Origin of the sequence: Brevibacterium sp. HMSC22B09 (assembly GCF_001806795.1) — a bacterium.
Classification (GTDB): domain Bacteria; phylum Actinomycetota; class Actinomycetes; order Actinomycetales; family Brevibacteriaceae; genus Brevibacterium; species Brevibacterium ravenspurgense.
On sequence record NZ_KV786009.1, the window covers coordinates 48,497 to 50,346 of the forward strand.

3 protein-coding genes are annotated in these 1,850 nt (G+C 59.1%); all 3 read left to right on the forward strand.

Annotation, left to right across the window (positions count from 1 at the left end):
- Positions 1-189: 189 nt before the first annotated feature.
- The 3 genes from HMPREF3087_RS04575 (at position 190) to HMPREF3087_RS10615 (ending at position 1,786) form a co-directional block, all read left to right on the forward strand.
- On the forward strand, positions 190-537 hold the full coding sequence (locus HMPREF3087_RS04575; protein WP_070428242.1) for a Fic family protein: 348 nt from the start codon (positions 190-192) through the stop codon (positions 535-537).
- A gap of 493 nt (positions 538-1,030) precedes the next feature.
- Positions 1,031-1,294 carry a hypothetical protein gene (locus HMPREF3087_RS10660; RefSeq protein ID WP_197457081.1) on the forward strand — a complete coding sequence of 88 codons (264 nt, stop codon included), beginning with the start codon at positions 1,031-1,033 and terminating at the stop codon, positions 1,292-1,294.
- 210 nt (positions 1,295-1,504) lie between these two features.
- A complete protein-coding gene (locus tag HMPREF3087_RS10615) occupies positions 1,505-1,786 on the forward strand; it encodes a hypothetical protein (protein ID WP_176745010.1) in 282 nt (93 codons plus the stop codon).
- Positions 1,787-1,850: the final 64 nt, after the last annotated feature.

Sequence of the window (1,850 nt, forward strand, 5' to 3'; positions counted from 1 at the left end):
AGTTGGAGCAGCAAGAACTGGCGGAGTAACGGCGAACCGAACCGACCGGGGCGGCGCTCAAGTAGTGCCGCCCCCTGTTGTGTATTGACGAGACACCGCCCACCTCGTCCGTCAGGCCTTTTTGCGTTCGACCAGTTTGCGCTGTTCTAGGCGCAGCGTGACATCGGCTGATCGCGCAAGCTGCTTCGAGTGGGTGACGACGATGACGCATTTGCCCTTAAGGATGAGCTTGATGAGTTCGATCGCGATAGCCGCGCCCTCATCACCGCATATGCGGAGCGGACCGGAACGCGGATTCCGCGCAGCGATTCAGCGGTGTGGAAAATCCTCGATGTCCTGCCGAAGCTTCCAGCACTGACTGTCGATGTGGCTGCTCGGCTGACCGGGACAAGCTCCACTTCAGCGCAGAATGCTCTTGAGCATCTTGTGGAGGCCGGCGTGCTTGACCGGCGCAACATCGGCAAAGGCAAACGCGGCTTCGTGTCCAATGACCTTTTCGATTTACTCAACTCAACCCAGCGAAAATGGTCGAGTTGAGGTGGGGCCAAACAGAAAGGTATGCGTGCTGGCCAGCATAGGATCGTTGGAGGTTCGTATGCAGAATCAGTTGATGAATCTCATTGCTGCACCTGCCCGCGAACATGGCTGAGCGCGCACAGGGAGGAGACGGGATGATGCCATCCAACGATGCCCCGCAGGCACGCGGCGAAAGGCATGGGCAAAGCAATGACCTCGGGGGTGTACCGATGTTTCGCGGCATTGACCTTCCCGAGGCCTATCGGCGTCAATCCTACCACGATCCTACGGTGAGCCGTGAGACGCTACAGGAGTGGTTCTCATCCGCCAGGCTCAGCCGCTACCGGATCGAGCCGGTCGATGCGTGGTACGTGTGGAATACCCGCGTCTCGAAAGCATTCTTGGAAGACATCAGCCATGTGGAGGTATTACTTCGAAACTTCATTGACGTGCGACTGAACGCTGATGCTGGCATACGGTGTTGGTGGGACTCGCCGACCTTCGCAACGGAGGCATGCCCTACTACCCGGGCCGTAGCCGAGCCGATTTCGAAACTAACGTGGAGCTCATCCGTTGCGTCCGTAACCGCGCCTCCCACCAAGAACCCCTCATCAACGCGGATCTTGACCAACAAGCGGAGGTTCGCAGGCTTGCCAGTTACGTGACAGCAATCGACACCGTCGCCCGCAACATCAATCCCGACGCGGCAGACTGGATCGCCGCCCACTCTCGGGTGCTCGATGTCATCGCCCAGCGGCCCACATCACAACACCAGTGACCTGCGTTCGTCGTAAACCGACGCCCCATGGTTGGCGAAGCCTTACGCGAATAGAGCGGCCAGGGACCGGGTCATGGAGCATTTCCGGCAGGAGAAAAACGAGTACTTCACGCATGCGGTCTGCTGGTCACATCGGACGATTCGCTTGGCCCCACAGAGATTTCGTACCTCGAGAATGCTTTCCACAGCCGAGCACTCGCAGCTGGCCGCGTGCGCACGCTCAACAGCAATGACCCATCACCGGGCACTGTGACGGAGGAAAAGCAGGCGGACCTCGAGGAGTTCATTGCCTTTGCAACTATCGCTATCGGGTCGCTGGGGTACAGGATCTTTGAAAAGGCCGACGACGACAAGGCATCTGCCGCTGCAGCCCCGGCCCCCACACCCGATGCGCAGTTCCTTATGGGGGCTTCCGCCAACGGCAAACTGCAGTGGAAAACCGAGTCCGGTATTCCGCTTGGCCAGTTGGAGCAGCAAGAACTGGCGGAGTAACAGCAAATCGAACAGACCGGGGCGGCACTGAAGAAGTGCCGCCCCCTGTTGTGTATTGACGAGA